The following is a 17,929-nucleotide window of genomic DNA, read 5'->3' as shown; positions in this document are numbered from 1 at the left end:
CTGACGTTAAGGGCGATCGCGTCCGCTTAAAAATACGCGGACACCATCGCCCTTAATGCTGGAGTTCGGAAGGTGACTTCCCCAGCCGCTTACAAATGGCGGAATAGAAGCTGCGATAAAGGCAAAAATCCGACCGCTCATGCAGGAGTACGACATTCCTGGTATGGCATGTGCCCATGCATCAACGGCGAGAGGATTGAGGGCAACTCAACGCCTATGGCCTTTAAGCCCCATAAAGTCAGCTGGCTCGACCCGCCGCAAGCACCTCAAGATAAGATGCTGGGTCAACAAAACCGGTTCGACCGAGGGCTTTGGTAGCTATGTGGCTTTTGTCCCCTCCGAGGACATTGGCATCGTTATCCTGGCGAATAAAAGCTACCCAAATAGATGACGCTGGCTCGGCTGTATTTATCAAGAATTAAGAGCAGGAAGCGTCGTTTTTTTGACCAACTCATGAATCTTTGAGCTTCAAACACGAGGGTATAAAAAATTATAGGTGCTTCAGATCTTCCTTAAAAGCTTTGATCTCGGATGACCTATCGCACATTAGGTGGTGGAAACATTAGAAATCGAATGAAAAATCCGACAAGTCTATGGGAAACTGACCATCTCATTAGGGTGGTAATCATCGCCAATTGAAAGAATGGAAAACTGAGTTTGGCGCAGATGTTGTCGAGTCATGGCGCACTCAATAAGATCGTTTTGAGTAGAAAGAGCCCTGCGTGGGCTCTTTTTGTTAACGTCGACAATCAGTTTAGCGTCCGGTATGGCGACCTCTATTGTTTATCTATCGGCGCTGCGCCATCCGTAAGCGTCCGGCAAACACGCCTTTCTGACGCCATCCGCTTATCGGCGCGGTGTTGCACACGATCAACCCCCGGCTATTCGCCGAGTAAATCGAGCTCATCGCCAATCACGCCGAGGATCTATATCTGTTTTTCGACTTGTCGTTCGACGCACTGGTCGAACAGTTGGCGCATAAGTTGAAAACCGTCAAAGCTTTCATTGCGCTGTGTAACCGGGAGCAAATGCCGGCGATTGAGGTGCCTGGTTTGGTTTGCTACGAAGACTTGATCGCAGAGCAAAGCAGTAACTTCATCTGGTCTGAGTTCGATGAACGCACGGCATCATCGATGTGCTACACCTCAGGCACTTACAGGTAATCCAAAGGGGGGGCAGGATAGCTCGATGCGCTGAATGGCGTTCGGGGTAATCACTATCTGTTGGGGGATCTTGGTTGACGGTGGAGCTGTGCAAACCACCCTAAATCCCAAAGAGTACGAAACTGGCGATGAGAAAGTGCAGTAACGGTTCACGCAAGCAGCGCTTGATGAACGGTAATCGCGGTTGATCTGGCCCATAATCGGTAGAAGTCATTTGTCGCCCCACATTCAATCAAATGGTTTTTGATGCGAACTGGAGTATTGCCGCTAGCTCGAAAACTTCCACTTTGATTGATTACGGTCAGCAATCAAACCTATTTACATTAGCGATCAGCAGACCTAAAACTTGCCGCACAGCGAGTTTTTTATTCCGGTTCAGACCAAGAAATTGACTCCAAAAGTTTATACACAGCTCCGCCGGTATCTATCGGTAGGGTTAGAATGCATCAAGCAGACGCTGGCGCCTCGTCAATCGCGGTTGCCGTCAGGCTTTTTACCAATTGCTCTGCCGTCATAGGGCTGCCAAGTAAAAAGCCCTGCAAGGTGTGACAGCCTAGTTGCGTGAGCAGGTTTTGCTGTTCGGCGGTCTCCACGCCCTCGGCAACAATTTTGAGCCCCAGGGTTTGACCCAGTGCAACGATCGCCGAAACGATCGCCGCATCATCATTGCCTTGTGCCAACTCGGTGATAAAGCCACGGTCAATCTTCAGTTCATTGGCGGGTAGGCGTTTCAGGTAGAGCAGACTGGAGTAGCCCGTCCCAAAGTCGTCAATGGAGATGCTGACTCCCAGTCCCGCCAGTTGCTCAAGAATCACCAGGCTGGCTTCGGCATCGCGCATGGCCGTGGATTCAGTGACTTCCAGAACCAGAAAGCGCGCTTCCAGCGCATGACGCTCCAATGCCGAGCGTACGACATTGACCAAGCTGGCATGCCCTAGTTGAACGGTGGACAGATTGACCGCAATGCTCCAGTCCCGGTGTCCTTCAGCGTGCCATTGGCTCATTTGCCGGCACGCTTCGTCGATCACCCAGTTACCAATCGGAATGATAAGACCGGTCCTTTCGGCCAGTGGTAGAAAACGATCAGGCGGGACCAGGCCCAGCTGCGGATTTTCCCAGCGAATCAGGGCCTCGACTCCGATCATCGGGCCATTGGGGGCAAGCAGTTTAGGCTGGTAGTGCAGGAGAAATTCGCTTCGAGCCAGCGCCTGACGTAGGTCCTGTTGCAATTGCATCTGTTGATGGGCATTGGCATTCATTGCACTTTCAAAGAAACAGTAACCGTTGCGCCCCAGTTCCTTGGCGTGGTACATCGCGGCATCTGCGTTGACCATGAGTTCATCCGCAGTAAGGCCATCGTTGGGAAACAAGGCAATGCCGATGCTGGCCGACACGTATAGGGTATTGCGGGTGATGTTGTAGACATTTCCAATGCTTTCGATCAGCCGTTGAGCTAGTGCTGCGGCATCTTCGGGCTCGCCCGGATCGATCAGCAGAACGAACTCGTCGCCACCCAGACGCGCGGCGGTGTCCTCGCAGCGTTTTGTGTCGAGAATTCGTCGCGAGACCTCAATCAACAAAAGATCGCCTGCGTGGTGCCCATAGGCATCGTTGATGGCCTTGAATCCGTCCAAGTCCATGAACAATAATGCAAAATGGCGTTTTTCCCGCTTAGCTTTCTGAATGGCCTGGTCAAGACGATCATTCAGCAGAGCGCGGTTTGGCAGTTTGGTCAGATTGTCATGCAGCGCCAACTGCACCAGTTCGCTTGTGGCCTCGTCGAGTGATGCCGCCAGAAGGTTAGTACGTACGTCGAGCATGGAAATGATCAAGGCAATGGCGAATACCGCAAGGCTCACCACGATCACCAATACGGCCAGCCACTTGGTATCGATACCGCTGTTGGCCGCGCCGCAGAAACTTCCAACGGGAAACTGCGCCGCCGCCATTCCGGTGTAATGCATGCCGACGATGGCACACCCCATTACCAGCGACGCACCGATACGGGCATACGTCGCTCTTTTTGAGTCCCGACGCAGGCGGAAAGCGATCCACAGCGCGGCTCCCGAGGCAAGCACCGCGATGACAATCGACAGGGCAAAGATCCAGGGAATGTAGATGACGCTCGGAGTCATCAACATGGCGCTCATGCCGGTGTAGTGCATGGCGGCAACACCCGCACCCATCAACAGGCCGCCTAGGGCCAGACGCGGCCAAGGCAACTCTTTTTGGCAGACCAACCAGAGGGCAAAAGCCGAAGCAGTGATTGCGATCAATAACGACAGAATAGTGAGCGGTACGTCATAGCCCAGAGAGATAGGTAGGTTGAAGGCGAGCATGCCGATAAAGTGCATCGACCAGATGCCGAACCCCATGGCAAACGAGCCACCTATCAGCCATAACGCTGATGCTCTTCCGGTCGAGCTGGATACCCGACTGGCCATGTTAAGGGCCGTATACGAGGCGAGAATGGCGACAATCACAGAAAATGTGACGAATATACTGTTGTAGCTGCTGAGAAGCATGAACTTCCATCCTAGAGCGCACGCGGCGATGCTGTGTAATTTATACAAAGTGCAACTATAAACTGATTTCTCATATCGACGAAGCAACCTTAACCGCGTTTAATCAGCCAACGTGCCGATCTTGGGACATCTTCATCCGCTCTAAGCGACGGATCACGACGAAGCTGCTAGCGTTGCGCTTCTGCAGATTCGCCCTCGATTCTTCCCGCCGATTTCTGCACTGGGATATGCCAAACATAGTAGCGGAAAAGTTAAGTTAAGTTCCCAAAGGCGGCCCGCGCTCGCCCAATAGCGGCGATAGTTACGATTGGGCTCTGGAGTGAGTTCAATGGAAAGGGGCTGCCTATCCACCTCGCGAAATCACACGACGTAACCCACGCAGTCCGCTTCGGCATGTGGAAGGGCACTGCGACCTGGGGCGACCGTTTCCAACGTTGCCGTCCGCCACGGGGTCAACGTCAACGTGATCCGTAAATGCCTGCCGCTTTACCGAGATCAACTAGCAGCGGCCTTGCCGGCTTTTTCTCCTCTGAGAGCTACGCCCAAGCGAGCAGAGGAAGCGCTGGCGACTATCTAGCTTCGCTTGGCGAGCATCAATTTATAGTGAAACGGCCAACTTCCGATCCCGAAGGTTGTGTTCGCTTTGTCTGTGGACTCACACAATGATTAGTATCGAGGCCATCTGGCTAGCCACCGAGCCCATGGATATGCGCGCCGGTACCGAGACCGCGCTTGCCAGAGTCATTGCCGTATTTTGTGCGGCGAAGCCGCACTGCGCTTATCTCTTTGTCAATCGACGCGCGAATAGAATGAAAGTTCTGGTTCACCGGGATTGGTGTTTGGAATGCAAGTCCCGTTAATTGTTCAATTATATTTTTTACACACCTTCATTCAGTGCTTTACTTTGTTCGAAATAACCTGTCAGCCAAAGAGCTTGGCCAAAGGAAGAGTTACGGGCCAGCAATCGCCCCGTATGTTGAGACTGCCCCGGATTAAGAGCTATGTGAGGCTTCGTAAACACACAAGCAAAAAATACACACAAGGAGTGGTATCCATGAAAACGTTCCCCCGCACCACCATCGGACAGGGCAGCGCTGTGATTGCCAGCCTGTTGTTCGCTACCTGCGCATGGGCCGAGACGATCCCTGAGTCGCTCACGACGCCCGCCAAGAGCGAAACCCGCCTCGGTACGCTGGAATTCCTGGACGGCCAGCCGAGCGAGGCGACGCTCGACAAAGTCTATGAGCAACTGTACTTCTCGCACGCGACTCGCGCGTTTTCGGACACTCTGCAAGGCGTCAGCATCCACGCTATCCGCAAGGGTCTGCAGGATATCGGCGTGAAAGACAACGAGGTAATCGTTTTCTCGGAGCTGATGGATTCCAAATCGCTGTTCCTGACGCCCAACGCCGACACGATCTATATCATCTCCGGATTCGATCTCTCGAAGGGGCCGATGGTGGTGGAAGTCCCGCCGGGAGTCCTCGGTACCGTCCAGGATGCTTGGTTCCGCTGGATTATTGACATGGGTGTGCCAGGTCCTGACCGCGGCCAAGGAGGGAAATATCTGATTGTGCCGCCGGACTACGAAGGCCCATTGCCAGAAGGGGAGTTTAACGTCGCCCACTCCAAGACCACACACGGCGTGTGGTTCGCGCGCGCGTTCATCGAGAACGGCAACGATCCCAAGCCGGTGGTGGAACAGATCAAGAAACTCACCAAGGTCTATCCCTACAAGGCTGGCGGTGTCGGCACACCAATCGCCGAATTCTTGGCGGGCAAGGCCAAGCTTAGCGCGGTCACCCCGCCACCGCCGACCGCGTTCCATGAAGGCAGCGGCAAGGTGATGAACACCATTCCGCCGAACGACTTTTCATATTTCGAAATGTTGAACGAAGTGGTGCAGCAGGAACCGGCCACCAGCCTCGACCCCGAGTTGATGGGGCCAATCGCCGCCATCGGGATCGTTAAGGGCAAGCCCTTTGCACTTGATGCGCGAATGAAGAAAATTCTCATGGAAGCGCTGGTGGTAGCCAATGCGACGTCACGCAGCCTGTTCATGAGTCCGCGCGATAGGTCATGGTATTACTACGACAATGCGAATTGGCAGAACATGCTGTTCGCCACCGGCCACGAGTTCGAAACGCCGATTCCGCAGATCACGCCGGAGGGAGTGAAGCCTTTCCCTGCGACCGGTTACCGCCAACTGGATGCGCGTTCAGCCTTCTTCTACGGCGTCACCGGCATTACACCCGCGATGGCCATGCGACTACCCGGCGCTGGTTCCACGTATTTGTGGACCATGGTCGACGCTCAGAATAACTACTTCGATGGCGCCAAGACCTACAAGGTCAGCCTGCCGAAGGACATCCCCGCAGAAAAATTCTGGTCGTTCACGCTTTACGACAACATGACTCGGTCAATGCTCGACACACCACAGCGCTATCCGCGCTCCGGCAGCCAAAGCTTCCCATCACCGGCTGCGGAGCCAAACGCTGACGGGACGACGACGGTCTACTTCGGGCCGCAGCAACCTAAAGGAGTGGCACGCGGCAACTGGATCCAAACCATGCCCGGCAAAGGCTTCTTCCCATGTCTGCGCCTCTATAGCCCGCTAGAGCCCTTCTTCACCAAAACCTGGCGTCCGAGCGAGGTCGAGTTGGTGAAGTAATCGAACTTCGATTTTTGAACAGCGTGGATCGGTTCCTACAGGGATCGGCTTCACGCACTCAAACGCGAAGATCACAGCCTTGCACATCCCAGAAACCTTCAACGAATGGTTGCGGTAGGGAAGGCAGTTACCTGCCGCCGCCCGCCCAGTTCCGTACGTGCGGAACTACCGCATACGGCTCCTGACTTGGTTCGTGACGCGAAGCGATTCTCAGGATAAGGATGTGCAATTCCAGGTTTTGGTATGTAGAGGTCGGCAAGGTGTCCGTAGCATGACCTTTGAAGCCGGTGACGCTGGCTGCGTCGCTTGAGGGCTTGCCGCCATAGACGGCATACTGCCAATCGAAAACCACCCAGACGTATCAGGTTCCCCGGTGCGGACACCTTTCCCAGTACCGGGGTATTCACGACTTGTCGCAGCGCCCAGCATCCCTAGCGCTTTAATCTACTATACCGGCGACCAGCGGTTCGAGCGCTACAACGTCGTCCCCGTCTACGCAGCGCGTCCGCATGAATACCTTGACGCGACCAGGACGAGATTTTGGCTCGGAACCGAGTGCAGAATGCAGGTCATCGTGCCAAGGGTGGTGTCTGCCTCCAGTGCACGGACGGCGTCTCCTGTGCACAGACAGTTGATTGCCCTCACTGGCGGTCTGTCCCGCGCCGCAGGCCGTTCAGCGCGGACGACCCTCCGCCGGCGAGCCGACCGGATGGCGGTTGAGGAAGGTTTCGATCTGCGCTTTCCACGGGTTGCGGTCCAGAACGTTGGAAAACTGCGACGGAAACGGGTAAATCCCGGGCTGGCGCATGAAGGCTTCCAGTGGCGAACTTGACGGGCCGCTGCGGGCGACGTTGTCCGGGTCCTGCTGCGGCGACGGGCCGACGGTAGGCACAGGGAAGGTTAGAGGCGGTGCAGGCAGGGTCGGGTCAAGCGACCTTCTCATTTTTCTTCACCATCACTATTGCCGCTATCGCCATGGGTTTGGCTCTCACTGGGCTTGATTGGACGACAGCTTTGAGTGGTGCCGCTACGGCGGTGTGTAACGTCGGGCCAGGGCTTGGCACGATCATTGGTCCGGCAGGTAATTTTTCATCATTACCTGATACTGCCAAATGGTTACTGACCGTAGGCATGCTCCTTGGGAGGCTGGAAATCCTGACAGTGTTGGTGCTCGTAACTCCTGTTTTCTGGAGATATTGAGCTTCACACCTATGAGTCGTATCACGCACGTTTTCGGTCTCCACTGGCCAGTTTAAACGGGGCATGGGTGACGAAATCAAATCCTCACTTTGCATGAGGAATATGTATTCCGCCTCACCCTAAATCCTAAAAGGAACGTTTCCTATGTCTCGTTTGGCTGAATTTCGCAAGCTTGAACAACAACTGACTGATCAGTTGGCCGAGCTTGAGTCGATGAAAGGCGATTCAGGCCTGCAGCGAGAAATGGACTTTGAAAACAAGCTCCGAGCCTGCTGGGTGGGTACGGCTTCAGTCTGCGTAACGTCATCAACTTACTTGATCCTCACGCCAGTAGGCGTTCCAGAGGTGAAGCCGCAGCGAAGGTGGTCCACAAAGCTCGCAATGTGAAGATCTACAAGAACCCGAATTCCGGTGGGTTGATCGAAACCAAGGGTGGTAATTTGTAGTGGCCAACTAATCCCGAACACGACGTTAAGTTTTTCCCGGCCTGAGTTGGCACAAGGCTACCGTTGAATGGGTGGGGGCCGGATGACTGAAGACACTACCGTTCGACGGTAATTATGTGAGCTTGAATCTTGCCGTCCACAACGCCAGAGCCGAACCGACTTGTTATAGCTGTTGTCACGATGTCGGTGGCCTGGAGCAAGAGTGAAGGACCGCGCGTCTCGATTTCGTTACGAAGAGGTGTGCCTTGGCAGTACGCCACCGCAGGAATACGCGGCGAGTCCGCGCGACTGTGTGCGGCCAGCGTGGTGATCCCGGGCAAATGAGTAAATCCACTGCGTGCAAGATCCTGAGCGCAAACAGAAGTAGAATGGTAGCCGTGCGGAACTCGAGCCATAAATCGCGGTGGATCGTCCGGGAAGAGAGTTTCGAGCGCCTGAGTCACAGTGTCGGCGAACTCGTTCTGGTCAATTCGATCCCACACGTTAAATATGAATAGCCCACCGGGTTGAAGGACACGCCTTGCCTCGGAGAAAGCTTTTAACTTGTCAGGGAAGAACATAACCCCGAACTGGCAAACGACCACGTCAAAGGCCTCATCGGGATACGGTAGTTGCATCGCGTTGGCTTGGCGCCACTCTACGGGGCGGCTCGAGCCTCTCGCAGCGGCCTGATCGAGCATGGGTTGATTCAGGTCCGTTGCGACTATCGCTACTTCCGGCGGCAAAGTATCCGCAAGATGGCGCGTCACGACACCGGTACCCGCCGCAATTTCTAGCACGCGAGAAGGTTGGCGAAGTGCGATACGAGAAGCCAGGTCAGCAGCGTAGGGCTCGAAGATGAGCGGTACCATGTATTGTTCATAGAGCTGCGGAATCGACTCGGCGAATAGTCTGTCGACGTCTGAGGGATTCATGGTGATCACCCTATGCTAAGTTGCGCTCTAACCGTATTTAAACGGCCCCGAGGATACAGAGTAGTTGTTTTCATTCCTTTATGTTTTCTGCAACCTACACTATGAGTTTTCGCTTCTGGCCGTTTCTGATGAAAAAGTGATCCTGTCAGGTGATTATTCGCTGCCGGATGTACTGAATAGGATCTACCATGATCAACTGGCCCTGAGGTGGCCGTGATGGAGCTGATGCTCTGGGTGGAGAAGCGGGGTTCAGCAGAAGTAGACCTTGTCTTCGCGCGAATTATTGACATGCTTTCATTGCCTAAACGGCAGGGCATACGTTATTAGCATTGGAGTCAGAATGAGCCGTAAGTCAAGTCACCGTGATGACGCCGCCGCTGCTAAGTCGCACGTCTCCTCCGAGAGTGGGGGACCACTGCCCTCGGTGCCTGATCATCTGGATTTAGCCGACGTTCTCGATGCGCTCCCCGAAGCTGTTTACACCACTGATATAAACGGCCTCATCACCTTTTATAATAAGGCGGCAGCTGTTTTCTGGGGCATCGAACCACAACTCGGCCACAGCGAGTTTTGCGGCTCCTGGAAACTCTACTGGCCCGATGGCACCCCTTTACCTCATGACCAATGCCCCATGGCCATTGCCTTGAAAGAACAGCGTCCCATCAGAGGGCTAGAAGCCATTGCCGAGCGGCCGGATGGCACGCGCATCCGCTTTCTCGCGTTCCCCTCACCGATTTTCAATGCAAATGGGACAATGATTGGCGCCGTCAATATGCTGGTCGATCTTACGGAGCAAACGAAAGCCGATGAAGCAGCACTGAGACATGACGCCATTGTCGAGTCTTCAGACGACGCCATTATTGCTAAGGACTTGATGGGTAGGATCATCAACTGGAACAAAGGCGCCCAAAGACTCTTCGGTTACACCGCCGAGGAAGCCATTGGTAAACCGATTGCCATGCTCATTCCCCAGGATCGAGCCAATGAAGAGCCAGGCATTTTGGAGCGCATCCGTCGCGGCGAACGCATCGAACATTATGAAACCATCAGAAGACGCAAAGACGGCAGCCTCGTCGAGATCTCCCTATCGATCTCCCCAATCCGAAATAAACAAGGCTTTATTGTAGGCGCGGCGAAGATCGCCCGCGACATTACCGAACGCCGCCAGGCAGAAGAGCAGAAAAATCTACTCATCCGGGAGATGGATCACCGAGTGAAAAACTTGTTCACACTGGCGAGTAGTGTTGTGGTGTTGAGTGCTCGTACAGCAACGACATCCGCGGGGCTCGCATCCGCCATTTCTGAACGACTGAACGCCTTGGCGCGCGCGCATACCTTGACCATCCCATACGGTGCCAGGAAGCAGCAGCCTACTACGTTGCATACGCTCATCAATACGATTCTTGCACCTTATGCTACTGGCCACAGCGAATCGCGCGCTGTCGTGACCGGCCCCGACATTTCCATTGCGGGGAATGCTGTAACCAGCTTCGCACTATTGCTCCATGAATTTGCCACCAATGCCGCCAAATATGGAGCCCTCTCAATACCTGAAGGGCGGTTGGACGTCTCCTGCAGCAACATAGGTGATTTTTTCACCATCGACTGGAACGAAAGTAATGGGCCACCGATTGAGTGTGAGCCTAAGGCAAGCGGTTTCGGGACTTTTTTGGCGAAAGCTACAGTGCGCGGGCACCTTGATGGCGAGATTTTTCGCGATTGGAAGCCCGACGGATTGTCACTCAGGTTAACGTTTCCAGCAAAGTCGCTGCAGGAGACTTAGGGCAGTGCGCGAGTTCACCGCTATGACGTAATCGATCCCGAGGGCATCAAGCTTGGCGAGCTGCGCCAGGGCCGCTATTTCGAGGGAGCCAGGGAAGTGGGCATGATCGAAGGCGAGGTGTTCCATTACAACGGCGAGCCGGGCGGCAAGCTGGAGGGGCTGACCCTGACGCGTAACGATCCGCCGGGCGAGCTGTCAGTCTCGGGGGGGCTGAATGATCGGCGAGGCGATTCAGGAAGATGTGCTGCGAGCCCTGGTCAGTCAGCACGCGGTACGTGAATGTCTGGTAGCCAAGGCGGATACGAAAGTCGTTGTCGTCGAGGGTCGAGCGCCACTGCTGAAGTGTCAGCGATAGGTGACAGCCATGGACCATCAAGCCAAGCTGATTTCCCTGCAGTTTATTAAACCTTTCGTGAAGGGCAACAAAAACGATTTCGTCGATGCCGAAGCGATCTGTGAAGCCGCGTCGCGACCATCGATGCCGCTTTGTTTCGCCTAAGACCGAGGCCCAGCAGACGCTTTCTGTTTTGCACCGTCTGCGGGAATCGCTGGTGGGTGAGCGCAGCAAGGCAGTCAACCAGATGCATGGTTTGTGCTGGCGTTCGGCGTCAGCCTTCCGCAAGGGTTGGCAATGATGAAGCGCTTAGCCAGCGTTCTGGCGCAGCACGAACTGCCCGTGCGGCTGACGCTGCTGTTACAGCGTCTGCACGATCACTCTGTCTACCTGGATGAACAGATCAAGGCGCTGGATAAAGAGCTGGTTTGGCCAGCTTGCCGACGATGATTTGGGCAAGTGTTTGCTGGGCATACCGTGTGTTGGGCCAATCACCGCCAGCCTGCTGGCTGTGGCAATGGGCGCTGCCCAACAAACTGGCGCGCATCGCCTGGGCAATAGCGACCAACCATACCGAATATGAAGCAGGACCAAGCACCATGGCTGCCTGACTCTGCGTTCACCTTTCAGGTTTTGCAACAGATGAAATGAACGGCCTACCGGCCTGGCGAAGATCCTGACAGTGAAATCGGCTAGCTAGAAAAGCCAAGCAAGTTTTTAAGGTTCGTCAGGCGCGACTCTCATCGTGGCGCGGGGCATACCCGAATTAGTCGCCGGATAGATTTAAGCAAGCCAACCACTTCAACCGGTAATCAGTATTGCAAAAATGGGGGTGACCATAGATTTCACTGGCTAGGCGTTCTGCTTTGAAATGGAATTGGATGCCGCAACGTCAAGCCTTGGTACTGGGCCTGCCATAGAAATGAGTGGGTTCTGGCAACACAATCACACTACTTGAACGGCTACCATTACCCACACAGAGGATGAGCGAGACATTGCAATTGCTGCCGCATAGCTGGCAGCCTGCCTAATCACGCAAGGTGTGATGCGAACGCATACGCTCATCCCAATTCATGTTCACAGGGCGCTCCTTTACCGGATTAATCGTGGGTTTGAAAATCCAGTGTAAGCGTTATTTGAGGAGCGGTAAGACAAAGGACAATTTTGGTAATGCGGGGCAGGAGGAGGGTTGGAGCTAGCTTCGCTGCTACCTTTTGGCAGAATGATTTGCCGAGTAACAAGGAGCAGCAGTGCTGACGCATTCGAGGTCGTTTCGCAGATCGGGGAGCTGTAGTAAAGTTTCTGACTTATGAAGGATGTAGAGAACCAGTGGCGGCGTACGCTGGAAAAGACAGCATCGACTCGGTCGGTGGGTGCTCGTAGGTTGAGGAAAGAACGGCACTGAGTCGATCGCCCAACAGGTTCCAGGCACACTTCTTCTCTTCGGCATAGTCGTGATGCAGGTAGTGGCGCCTCACCCGAGAGCCGGCCAGTACATGATTTTGGCAGCGATCGATGACGTCCAGGCTGACACCCAAAGCCTGCATCATGGTCGCGCCCGTGCGGCGCAGGTCATGCGGCGTCCAGTCGCCGTTTTGGCCGTCGGCAAGGACCAGGGTATCGTCATGGCACCGTCTGGAGAGGGCCTTGCGGTTTTTGAACCGGGCCTGGCGATCGCCGACCTGTTTGCTCACCACTTTCACGTCCACATGCCCATCATCCTGCTTGTTCGGAAAGCACCATTGGGAGTCTCCCGTCAGGGTTTTGAGTTCCTGAAAGAAATGCAGGGCAAAGGGGGAGAGGAAGACATGGTGGTCCTGCTTCTTGCCCCGGGTGCCCTTGACGTTTTCACTGGGGAGGAACCAGGTCTGCTGGTCCAGATCGACATTTTTCCATTCGGCCTGCAGCAACTCGCCAATCCGGCACAAGGTGCCCAGGCTGATCCAGAGCGCGAGTTGAGTTTCTTTCTTTAACGGCCGAATGCCTTCGTACTTTTGTCCGACGGGGAGGGCGTTGTAATCGACGGTCATTTGCTGGAAGCGGTTGTGCAATTCCAACAACTCCGCCGGGGAAAGGATGCGGCTTCTTTCCGCTTCGTAGTCGGCAGGGATCAATGGGGAGATGTCGACCAGTTCAGTCGGATCACCCTCAACCAGTAACGCCCGCCAAGGTTGGCGCTTTCTGGCCCAACTGAACATCTGAGTGAGGTCCGCGAAGAAGCTGATGGCTTGCCGGTGAGCGCCGCGGTTGACCACGGAACGGATCAGCGCCCGAACATCGTGTTCGGAGACGCTGCTCACTGCGGTCTTACCGAGTGCCGGAAAAAGGTCCTTGTTAAAGCGTCGTTGCAACTCGGCATTGCCGTCTTTACGCGCGACGCCATCCAACAGCCAGGCCTTGGCCAGATCCTGGACGGTCAGCGTTTGCACCTTTGTCGTTTTTACTTGTTCGGTCTCTACGTTAGCCGCGGCGTATGCCTGTGCCTTGGCGGTTTTCTTGTGTTCGTTGGGATTGATCTGCTCGTCAATGAGCGCTCTGGCCTGATTACGCGCCTTGCGGATGTCTGTCAGGGATTTGCGCGGCCAGGTTCCGCAGGCGTACTCTTTGTTCTGGTCGCCCCACCGGTAACGATAGAAAAAGCTGACCGACACACCGTCCTTGCGGACTGAGATTCGACCGGCGAGATTGCCATCCTCCCTGAGGATTCGGCCTGCATCATTGGCGGTCAGCGACTCGAGTTCTTTGATGGTAATTTTAGCCATGAAATAGACTCCCCCTACTTTTCCCCCCACAAAAACGTCGGCTCTTGATGGACGTTACTGGACTCTCGTAGAGCAGAACACCGCTGGAGCTCAAGTAAATACTAGCTTAGAAAAATCCAGAGTAAAATTTTGGAAGCTTTCAAGAAGTATGAAAAAGGAGATGGGGTGCTAGGGGTCGAGTGTTCGAATCACTCCGTCCCGACCATATTTCCTGAGTAAAATCAGACAGTTAAGCCGATCAGAGATCGGCTTTTTTGTGCCTGCGCAAAACCCGCGCAAAACTGGCGCAAAACTATCCGGTGATTTCGTTGATATTCAGGTCCGGAATTGCCTCGGACCAGATGATTTCCTCGTGGTCTCGCTGGTAGTTTTTGGTCATGCCCTCGCTCGCATGCCCTGCGATTTTCTGCCCATCCTTTCCGGCTTTCTTGTAGAGATGCAGCGACAGCGCTCGCACTTCGTGGAAGCCCGGCATTTCTTCTTCCTTCCATCCCTTGTAGCATTCCGCCGCCTCACGGGCTTCCTTGAACGCTCGAGTCAAATATCGCTCTTCAACCTTCGTCCAGTGGTCCTTGGTCTGTGCCTGTTTCTGTTTCAGGCGATCGGGCTTGCGGTGCACTAGGTACGGCGAGACAACATCGTCACGGCACCGACTGATGACTGCTTGAAGTTCCGGCGTCACCCGAAAGCGAATCCATGCCGCGTCGCTGGCCTTGTAGGCATTTCCCAATTGCATCGGTGAGTGACTTTTTCGCCGCCTCCCAGTCGGTGATGATCTTGCCCTGCTGGAGCAGTACGAACGGCGTGTGCCCATAATGCTGGACCGTGCACTTCTGTCCGTCCTTGCCCAGGTACCACAGTTCGATTTTCAACGTGTGTAGCTTCGCGTTGATGCGCGGTGCCTCCGGCCATTCCTTTGTGGGCGCTTGGAGAGGCCCACCCTCATCAAACCGGTCCTCAAGTACAGTCCAGCCCCAACCTTCTCCGCATGGGCCGAAAACCTCTGTTGCCTTGCGCATGAGGTAGGTCGGCTTGATGGCTGTGCCTTTGAAGCCCCCCATACCGGTGAAGTTTTTAGTTGCGCTGGGGTCGGTGGTGTCGACTTGGTCCAGCGCTACCGACTTGCCGTGAGCTCGCGGCGCTGTGACGTTGTCGCCGCAGATCAGCGCGTTGATTGCGTCATGGAGCCAATCAGGTCCCTCTGGAGTATCGAGAAAGTCGGTCATGGCCTTGTCTCCGTTTCAAGTCGGCGCGCCAGGGCGCAGGCTTCGTTGTGGTCGCGGCGGAAGCCCAGCACCTTGCCAGTCTGGCTATCCACCACATGGAAGAACTCACGTCCCGCAGGTTTCACCGTCAAGCGAAGTATGGTCACCGGCAACTTCCTATTGATCAGCCGGTAGAACTCAGCTGTGGCGAGAAGGGAACGCTGATGCAGGACATCGACGATATCGCGACGGGTCTGAATGCTTAGGTGCATGTTCGCCTCCAGGGTGGCGGATGTTGATCCAACAAAACTCGGCTGCACTCATCCATTCCGCTGGTTGCCGTTGGGCGCGGAGGGGAGTGCATGCGGGTGGTGTCGGGGGAGGGGGCCGGTTACTTGTCCGGCGCTGATGTCATCAGCAGATCCTGTGGGCTATACCCGCTGCGGGGCGCTGACAAAGCGCGCTCTCCGGGGCCGATATTCTCTCGTCGTCCCAAGCGCCCAGCGCTGTAGTGGCTGGGACTACTGCTGCGCGGCAGCGAGTGCTTACTGGTGCATGGCTGCAAATCCTCCGTGCTGGGTTTCAACTGCGGCAGCGTGCTCTGGCAGTTGGGTGCAGGTGGGCGGTTATAGGCCGCAGTTTCGTCCGCATCGGGGTGTGATCGTCATCGTGATGGCGTCGGCAGCATGCTTCTGGTGCAACAGAGAGGCCGTTTGAAGATTCAGATCACACCCCCAATACGCTCTCATCGAGAGATCGGGCAGTTAAAGTCAGGCCGACCTGGCGCTGGTTGTTGAGCCCGTCACGCAAGAGGCTGGTAGCATCAGCAACTCTCTTCAGAGCATGGGATTTCTATGCACCAAGTTGTTGCTAGAGCGCTGGACGTGATCGCATTAGAAAGCCACGAACCGGAGTACACAGAGGCTTTCAATGCTGTGCAGGCAGTTGTGACCGAGTTTGGCGAGCTAGATTTGGCTGATCGACTTTTTGCCAATATCCCTGAGTCGATTCCATCTCTACTGGTGGCCAAACTCTTTGACTTGCTGGCTTGGCAAACAGACGACAACGGCTCGGCGATGACTCGCACTATTGAGCGTTGGCTTGCTGAAGGTACCAATCTGCGCAAGGTTCAGATCGCTCTCAATCTAGACGTCTACCCGTTTCGGGACGAGCGCCAGATGTATCGAGTGCTATCCCGTGTGGCTGAAGCCCATCCGCAGGTGGCTGAGAAGTGCCAGCAGCTGATCAGGTCTCGGCAAAATCGATAGCACCTGGTCAACATCCCAAAGCCCACTCATCGAATGGACAGAGGTGATGCTTCATGCTGCGAAGAGCTCATGCTGCACCGGTCGCGTCGTGCACCGCTGAAGGCCGGAGCGCACAGCCAACTCAAGTTCCTCTACGTCGTCCTCAAGCACCTGCCGGCACGGGAAGACTGAGGGGATCATTTCTACAGCCGCTCGAAGCTCTTCGGCCTCGAGCTGCAAGCGCGGTATTACCAGATGGCGCATGTTGCCGACCGTGCTGATATCGAAACTGCAGTTGAAGCAAAGCTCGATGTATTCCTTTATGAACTTGGGCATTTCGTATCTCCCGTTAATTTCCAATGCCGCCTCGTCGAAGCGGCATCAGTAAGTCTGTGGGTGTTTCATCTCCACCACGCGCATCGCCCGATTCATATCTCTAATCCGCGTCACACATTTCGTGCCCGGTGTTCTTCGCAGATCGGCTTGCGTGGTTTCGCGTACTCACATCTGGTGAGTACTGATACCTTATTCGCAGCTTCAATCAGTTGGTCCAGCTCTGCTGCCGAGTAGTGACTGGTGATGCTGCCGTTCTTGTGTCCGAGCAATGCCTTTCGATCCTCTTCGGTCACGCCTGCTGCCCGTAGCCTTCTGCCAAAGGTGTGCTTCAAGTCGTGAACCCGGATCCTGGTGAACCCGTCATGCGGTGCTCGAAGATGCTTTTCGAGCCACTTCTTGGTCGCCCTGATCCTAGCTCTCTTCCAGGCCGAGTCGTTCATCCGGTGAATCATGGTGGGCTCACCATGTTCGTTCGGCATCCCAAATGGGAAAACGAAAAGCTTGTGCTGTCCGCGCTGCTTTTCGATGATCGACTTGGCAACACTGTTCAATATCACCAAGCGTTCGTCCCGGTTCGCCAAGATGACTGATGTTATCGATATCGCGAACGACCAGGCCGAGTACTTCCTGCAGGTGGCGTTGGATCGAGCTGAGCCATGTACGTCGCTGAAATGTGGATGGAAGCCTGGTCCTTTACTTCCAGCAGGAACTTGGTGGAAGCCTCCCGCCAAGTCCTGACCTGCTTTACCCCGTAGATCTTCTGTTGGCGCAGGTTTTCGAGCAAATGAATCAGGAACTGTTCTGCTTCCGCCCGGTCACGAGTGCCAGTACTCGTTTGAATTCGCTCTCCTCGGTAGATTTTGTCGATTTTCCAGATGCCACTCGGCATTTGCTGTAGGCCTGAGATTGCTTTTTGGGCCATGGCGTTTCTCCTTTTGCTCCACCACGGCGCTCGCTGCGGGGCTGATTGTTGTCTTGATTGGCGACCTTTTCAATCGACTTGCGCGCGACGTAGGCGTCGGCCCAGGCATCCAACTCGAAGCGATCAAACCCAACACCTTGTTTTCCAATGGGGAACTCACGAATGTGTGAGTACTCACTGCGTTTCCTCTCGGGTTAAGGGTTGCCAACCACTCAGTTTCTCCAGGCGAGCAAAGACCCGCCGCGTTGTCGGCTCTCGCAAATTTGGTGCAGGCTTTGGGTTTGCCGTGAGGCAAAGGAGAAGTGATGTAAATTTAGCAATTGCTAAATAGCTAGTTAATACATTTTGCTAAATGACTTTTTGCTAATTTTTGGAGGACGCGGCGAAATCGATGCAGTGCTACTCGTAGTGGCGATTTAAT

11 protein-coding genes and 8 pseudogenes are annotated in these 17,929 nt (G+C 54.8%); 10 read left to right on the top strand and 9 right to left on the bottom strand.

The annotated features are described in order from the left end of the window. Positions 1 to 277 precede the first annotated feature (277 nt). Together FBY04_RS27600 and FBY04_RS33385 are read left to right on the top strand one after the other, a co-directional pair. A pseudogene (locus FBY04_RS27600) lies at positions 278 to 391 on the top strand (serine hydrolase); the annotation flags it as partial. Positions 392 to 623: 232 nt separating this feature from the next. Further along, a pseudogene (locus tag FBY04_RS33385) lies at positions 624 to 695 on the top strand (transcriptional regulator); the annotation flags it as partial. A 914-nt stretch (positions 696 to 1,609) separates the two neighbouring features. On the opposite strand, the gene FBY04_RS27580 reads toward FBY04_RS33385, so the two are convergent. Beyond that, positions 1,610 to 3,688: a bifunctional diguanylate cyclase/phosphodiesterase gene (locus tag FBY04_RS27580; RefSeq protein ID WP_144931755.1), complete on the bottom strand. Its 2,079-nt coding sequence runs from the start codon at positions 3,686 to 3,688 to the stop codon at positions 1,610 to 1,612. 662 nt (positions 3,689 to 4,350) lie between these two features. Between FBY04_RS27580 and tnpB the strand changes: the two genes are divergently transcribed. Together tnpB and FBY04_RS27570 are read left to right on the top strand one after the other, a co-directional pair. Further along, positions 4,351 to 4,548 (top strand): IS66 family insertion sequence element accessory protein TnpB, encoded by a 198-nt coding sequence (tnpB, locus tag FBY04_RS27575; RefSeq protein ID WP_145318396.1) that lies wholly within the window; start codon positions 4,351 to 4,353, stop codon positions 4,546 to 4,548. A gap of 194 nt (positions 4,549 to 4,742) precedes the next feature. Continuing rightward, entirely contained in the window at positions 4,743 to 6,359 is a 1,617-nt protein-coding gene (locus tag FBY04_RS27570; protein WP_145318394.1) for a DUF1254 domain-containing protein, read from the top strand. A gap of 679 nt (positions 6,360 to 7,038) precedes the next feature. On the opposite strand, the pseudogene FBY04_RS27555 reads toward FBY04_RS27570, so the two are convergent. Continuing rightward, positions 7,039 to 7,290: pseudogene (locus FBY04_RS27555) on the bottom strand (hypothetical protein); the annotation flags it as partial. Between FBY04_RS27555 and FBY04_RS27550 the strand changes: the two are divergent. Together FBY04_RS27550 and FBY04_RS27545 are read left to right on the top strand one after the other, a co-directional pair. After that, a pseudogene (locus FBY04_RS27550) lies at positions 7,284 to 7,559 on the top strand (potassium transporter TrkG); the annotation flags it as partial. The pseudogenes FBY04_RS27555 and FBY04_RS27550 sit on opposite strands and share 7 nt — an antisense overlap. Positions 7,560 to 7,703: 144 nt before the next feature. Next, positions 7,704 to 7,999, top strand: a pseudogene (locus tag FBY04_RS27545) (histone-like nucleoid-structuring protein, MvaT/MvaU family); the annotation flags it as partial. A gap of 101 nt (positions 8,000 to 8,100) precedes the next feature. Here FBY04_RS27545 and FBY04_RS27540 read toward each other — a convergent pair. Next, positions 8,101 to 8,919, bottom strand: coding sequence for a class I SAM-dependent methyltransferase (locus FBY04_RS27540; RefSeq protein ID WP_145318392.1), 819 nt, complete (start codon positions 8,917 to 8,919; stop codon positions 8,101 to 8,103). Positions 8,920 to 9,259: 340 nt separating this feature from the next. Between FBY04_RS27540 and FBY04_RS27535 the strand changes: the two genes are divergently transcribed. The 3 genes and pseudogenes from FBY04_RS27535 to FBY04_RS27530 form a co-directional block, all read left to right on the top strand. Then, the gene (locus FBY04_RS27535) at positions 9,260 to 10,702 is read left to right on the top strand and encodes a PAS domain S-box protein (protein WP_145318390.1); all 1,443 of its coding nucleotides are present in this window, start codon (positions 9,260 to 9,262) and stop codon (positions 10,700 to 10,702) included. A gap of 102 nt (positions 10,703 to 10,804) precedes the next feature. After that, the gene (locus FBY04_RS32485) at positions 10,805 to 10,981 is read left to right on the top strand and encodes a hypothetical protein (protein WP_178118334.1); all 177 of its coding nucleotides are present in this window, start codon (positions 10,805 to 10,807) and stop codon (positions 10,979 to 10,981) included. A gap of 91 nt (positions 10,982 to 11,072) precedes the next feature. After that, a pseudogene (locus FBY04_RS27530) lies at positions 11,073 to 11,586 on the top strand (transposase); the annotation flags it as partial. A 757-nt stretch (positions 11,587 to 12,343) separates the two neighbouring features. Here FBY04_RS27530 and FBY04_RS27525 read toward each other — a convergent pair. From FBY04_RS27525 to FBY04_RS27510, 4 genes and pseudogenes are all read right to left on the bottom strand, one after another. Next, positions 12,344 to 13,798 (bottom strand): site-specific integrase, encoded by a 1,455-nt coding sequence (locus FBY04_RS27525; protein ID WP_144931753.1) that lies wholly within the window; start codon positions 13,796 to 13,798, stop codon positions 12,344 to 12,346. A gap of 292 nt (positions 13,799 to 14,090) precedes the next feature. Beyond that, a pseudogene (locus FBY04_RS27520) lies at positions 14,091 to 14,513 on the bottom strand (integrase); the annotation flags it as partial. Beyond that, a complete protein-coding gene (locus FBY04_RS27515) occupies positions 14,440 to 15,024 on the bottom strand; it encodes a hypothetical protein (RefSeq protein ID WP_256667194.1) in 585 nt (194 codons plus the stop codon). The pseudogene FBY04_RS27520 and the gene FBY04_RS27515, both read right to left, overlap by 74 nt. Continuing rightward, positions 15,021 to 15,275 carry a hypothetical protein gene (locus FBY04_RS27510; RefSeq protein WP_145318389.1) on the bottom strand — a complete coding sequence of 85 codons (255 nt, stop codon included), beginning with the start codon at positions 15,273 to 15,275 and terminating at the stop codon, positions 15,021 to 15,023. Before FBY04_RS27510 ends, FBY04_RS27515 begins: the two co-directional genes overlap by 4 nt. Positions 15,276 to 15,857: 582 nt before the next feature. On the opposite strand from FBY04_RS27510, the gene FBY04_RS27505 reads away from it, so the two are divergent. Continuing rightward, positions 15,858 to 16,271: a hypothetical protein gene (locus FBY04_RS27505; protein WP_145318388.1), complete on the top strand. Its 414-nt coding sequence runs from the start codon at positions 15,858 to 15,860 to the stop codon at positions 16,269 to 16,271. 51 nt (positions 16,272 to 16,322) lie between these two features. On the opposite strand, the gene FBY04_RS27500 is transcribed toward FBY04_RS27505, so the two are convergent. Together FBY04_RS27500 and FBY04_RS27495 are read right to left on the bottom strand one after the other, a co-directional pair. Continuing rightward, the gene (locus tag FBY04_RS27500; protein WP_145318387.1) at positions 16,323 to 16,586 is read right to left on the bottom strand and encodes a hypothetical protein; all 264 of its coding nucleotides are present in this window, start codon (positions 16,584 to 16,586) and stop codon (positions 16,323 to 16,325) included. Positions 16,587 to 16,696: 110 nt separating this feature from the next. Next, positions 16,697 to 17,508: pseudogene (locus tag FBY04_RS27495) on the bottom strand (tyrosine-type recombinase/integrase). Positions 17,509 to 17,929: the final 421 nt, after the last annotated feature.

This window comes from Pseudomonas sp. SJZ080 (genome assembly GCF_007828295.1).
Classification (GTDB): domain Bacteria; phylum Pseudomonadota; class Gammaproteobacteria; order Pseudomonadales; family Pseudomonadaceae; genus Aquipseudomonas; species Aquipseudomonas migulae_A.
The sequence above is the reverse complement of the archived record's forward strand: the minus strand, read 5'-3'. Positions and strand labels throughout refer to the sequence as shown.

Bases quoted from the DNA above. Each gene is read 5' to 3' on its own strand.
- FBY04_RS27580 (WP_144931755.1), bottom strand. From the start codon at position 3,688: ATGCTTCTCAGCAGCTACAACAGTATATTCGTCACATTTTCTGTGATT.
- tnpB (WP_145318396.1), top strand. From the start codon at position 4,351: ATGATTAGTATCGAGGCCATCTGGCTAGCCACCGAGCCCATGGATATG.
- FBY04_RS27570 (WP_145318394.1), top strand. From the start codon at position 4,743: ATGAAAACGTTCCCCCGCACCACCATCGGACAGGGCAGCGCTGTGATT.
- FBY04_RS27540 (WP_145318392.1), bottom strand. From the start codon at position 8,919: ATGAATCCCTCAGACGTCGACAGACTATTCGCCGAGTCGATTCCGCAG.
- FBY04_RS27535 (WP_145318390.1), top strand. From the start codon at position 9,260: ATGAGCCGTAAGTCAAGTCACCGTGATGACGCCGCCGCTGCTAAGTCG.
- FBY04_RS32485 (WP_178118334.1), top strand. From the start codon at position 10,805: ATGATCGAAGGCGAGGTGTTCCATTACAACGGCGAGCCGGGCGGCAAG.
- FBY04_RS27525 (WP_144931753.1), bottom strand. From the start codon at position 13,798: ATGGCTAAAATTACCATCAAAGAACTCGAGTCGCTGACCGCCAATGAT.
- FBY04_RS27515 (WP_256667194.1), bottom strand. From the start codon at position 15,024: ATGACCGACTTTCTCGATACTCCAGAGGGACCTGATTGGCTCCATGAC.
- FBY04_RS27510 (WP_145318389.1), bottom strand. From the start codon at position 15,275: ATGCACCTAAGCATTCAGACCCGTCGCGATATCGTCGATGTCCTGCAT.
- FBY04_RS27505 (WP_145318388.1), top strand. From the start codon at position 15,858: ATGCACCAAGTTGTTGCTAGAGCGCTGGACGTGATCGCATTAGAAAGC.
- FBY04_RS27500 (WP_145318387.1), bottom strand. From the start codon at position 16,586: ATGCCCAAGTTCATAAAGGAATACATCGAGCTTTGCTTCAACTGCAGT.